The sequence below is a fragment of the Thiomicrorhabdus marina genome, from assembly GCF_017571465.1.
GTDB classification, from domain to species: domain Bacteria; phylum Pseudomonadota; class Gammaproteobacteria; order Thiomicrospirales; family Thiomicrospiraceae; genus Thiomicrorhabdus; species Thiomicrorhabdus marina.
The window spans coordinates 1-3,054 of record NZ_JAGETV010000052.1 but is presented as its reverse complement, the minus strand read 5'-3'; the positions used below and the strand labels follow the sequence as shown (position 1 = coordinate 3,054).

Sequence of the window (3,054 nt, the reverse complement as noted above, 5' to 3'; positions counted from 1 at the left end):
AATAAAAATACCAAAAATGTCCCGTTCGTCTAGAGGCCTAGGACACGGCCCTTTCACGGCTGTAACAGGGGTTCGACTCCCCTACGGGACGCCATATTTTGAAAATAGCCGCTTTTTAGCGGCTATTTTTTTATCTAAAATTCCCCAATCGATAAGGCTTCACGCTGTTTTTTTTTGTCAGCTTAAGATTATTTGAGAAAGTCTTAGTATGTGTTGTGGTTCTGTTTGTTGAGTACCATTCTGAGTACGTAATATTTTGGAATGAGTATCGGTCGTACAGAACAAGTCCAAATGACCTCAGGCAAAGTAAAATTTAGGCCAAGCAAGGCGTCTGTTTGCGGTCATGTCTAGACCTGGAAAAACAGACAACACCGATTAGACAAATTTTACAAAGCCCTTGTGGGCGAGGTTTTCTCGGCTCTACAGCCGAGTTCTTCGTTTGAAGAGTAACTTCGTTGTTAGGCTTCTTAACCATAGCTGAAGCTATGCTTTTTAAACGCTGCCTAGAATTTATCTCTTCAAACTCCTCGCTGAAGTCAATGGGGAATTATTCTGTGTTTCCCTAAATAAAACTAAGATTCAGTAGTGTTAAAAAAAACCGCCACTTCGGACGGTTATTAGGCGCTATTTCATTTCACAAAATCAAATCGCACGTATGGAAGCAGATTCAACGTTTTGAATCATCTCAATTTTATCGAGTAAGTCACCCAATGCCATTGTTGCATTAAGTTCGAGAGTTAATTTCATATTAACCGTTCTATCATCCTTATCTGTCAATGTATTAGAGGCGACTAGGTTGATATCCATCATGGTCAACAGTGACATAATATCGCGAAGTAAACCACGGCGATCGAAGGCTAAAATATTAAGTTCGGCTGTATAGCTTGGGTTCTCGGCAATGGTTTTATCCCAAGTCACTTCGATTAAACGGCGTTGTTCTTCATGGCTTAGATGAAGAATATTGGCGCAGTCGCGTTTATGAATCGTGACACCACGTCCACGGGTCACAAAGCCGATAATATCGTCTTTCTGATGCGGATGACAGCAGGGCGCGATATAGGTCTTCAGATTGGTTGCGCCGATTACAAAAGCTTGTTCATCGTCATGCTGCTCAACAGGAATTTGCGGTGTTCTTCGAGGAATAGAAACGGGTTTATTTAGTGCCTGTAGGGCACTGGTTAGTTGCCGTTCATTAATTCTGCCTTTGCCAAGATCCTCAAAGAAAGCCTCTTCGGTTTCCGCATGAAATCGTTCGATTAGGGCTTTAATCGATACGGCTTCAGCATGAAGACGGCGCACTTCACGATGAAATAGGGCTTCACCGGATTTAATGTTTTCAGCTCGGTTTTGTTTGTTAAACCAACTTTTTACTTTGTGTCGAGCACTGGTGCTCGTTAAGTAGCCCAGGTTAGGGTTTAGCCAATTGCGACTCGGTTGCCCATTTTTAATGGTTAGAACTTCAACTTTATCTCCGGTTCTCAGCGTGTAGCTTAACGGCTGAATTCGACCGTTAATCTTGGCTCCACGGCAACGGTGACCAAGTTCGGTATGGATGTGATAAGCAAAATCAAGCGGTGTCGCCCCCTGAACCAAAGTGATGATTTCATTATTTGGCGTCATTACATAGATATGCTGACTTTGCAGTTCGGTGCTGATTTCTTTGAAAATATCCGGGTCATCGGAGGTTTCCAGCATCTGGCGAACATTGGCAATACTGCGTTCCAAGTTATGATCAAAGCTTTTGCCGCCTTCTTTATAGAGCCAATGTGCTGCAACACCGAATTCGGCATGATGGTGCATGTCATGCGTACGGATCTGTATCTCGACGGTATTATTTTCAGGGCCGATAACAACGGTGTGAATTGATTGATAGCCGTTCTCTTTCGGGGTGGCGATGTAGTCATCAAATTCTTGCTGGACGTAGTTCCAGTGACTGTGGATCAAGCCAAGTGCTTCATAGCATGTTTGGATAGAATCTACGTAAATGCGGACGGCTCGCAAGTCATACAATTCCTCAATTGGAATGTTCTTGCGTTTCATTTTTTTCCAGATGCTGAAAATATGTTTCGGGCGGCCGGTAATTTTGGCATCGATATTATGCTTATGCATTAATGACTGCAAAATATCGATAACACGTTTGATATAGTCTTCGCGCGCAATGCGTTTGGTTTTTAAGCCTTGTGCAATCTTTTTGTATTCTTCGGGGTGGGTGAAACGGAAAGAGAGATCTTCCAATTCCCATTTCAGTTGTGCTATCCCCAAACGGTTGGCAAGCGGGGAAAAAATAAATTCAGTTTCTAGGGCAACTTGGCGGCGAACGGCCTCATCTTCATATTTAAGATGGCGCAGACGGGCAACGCGATAGGCCAGCTTGACAATCATAATACGAACATCGACGGTCATGGCTAGTAGCATTTGTCGTAAACGTTCGTTCTGGACTTCGTCGCTACTGCGTTCTACCTGGAACTCTTGGAATTTATTAAGTTGTCTAATTCCTTCAACTAATTTACTGATGTTTTCACCAAAGATGTCTTTATAGGCATCTAAGCTGTATAAATCAGCCAGATTGCCGTCACTGATTAAGGTGGCAATCAAGGTGTCTTTGTCGGTTTTTAAATCCGCTAGTATTTGCGCCACATCTAAACTGCGGACAATGGTTTTCTCCGGCAGCGTATTGGCTTTTAGAGCAAGTTCGCAGGCTTGTGTAATCTGTTCACGATCTACAGCTTGGTAGTCAGGATTGCTATCGAAATCGGGAAATATGGCTTGAATTGTTTCTTCAAGAATTTTCATGCTGGATGGACATAGCTAAGTAATCAGTAAATTATGGGGTATTTTAACGTAAAACGAATAAAAACATTTTAGAGACTTGACCTTAAAAGCAATCTATCGCAACAATATAAAGGTTTACGGCATACAAAAAGTTCTGTAATAGCCTAAGGAAGCGCAGAATAAGTCTCCATTGACTTCAGCGAGGTGTTTGAAGCAGTCAATTCTAGGCAGGTTTCGCAAAGCATAGCCATCGCTATGGTTAAGAAGCCTAACAACGAAGTG

The 3,054-nt window shown here is 42.6% G+C and carries 1 protein-coding gene and 1 tRNA gene; one reads left to right on the top strand and one right to left on the bottom strand.

All coding sequences use genetic code 11. The features are described 5' to 3' along the window. The first annotated feature begins 18 nt into the window (after positions 1-18). Positions 19-94 (top strand) — tRNA-Glu (locus J3998_RS12995). A gap of 548 nt (positions 95-642) precedes the next feature. Here the strand turns inward: J3998_RS12995 and J3998_RS12990 are convergent. Continuing rightward, a complete protein-coding gene (locus J3998_RS12990; protein ID WP_208151093.1) occupies positions 643-2,793 on the bottom strand; it encodes a RelA/SpoT family protein in 2,151 nt (716 codons plus the stop codon). Between the last annotated feature and the right edge of the window lie 261 nt (positions 2,794-3,054).

Coding starts and splice junctions, on each gene's coding strand:
- J3998_RS12990 (WP_208151093.1), bottom strand. CDS start 2,793: ATGAAAATTCTTGAAGAAACAATTCAAGCCATATTTCCCGATTTCGAT.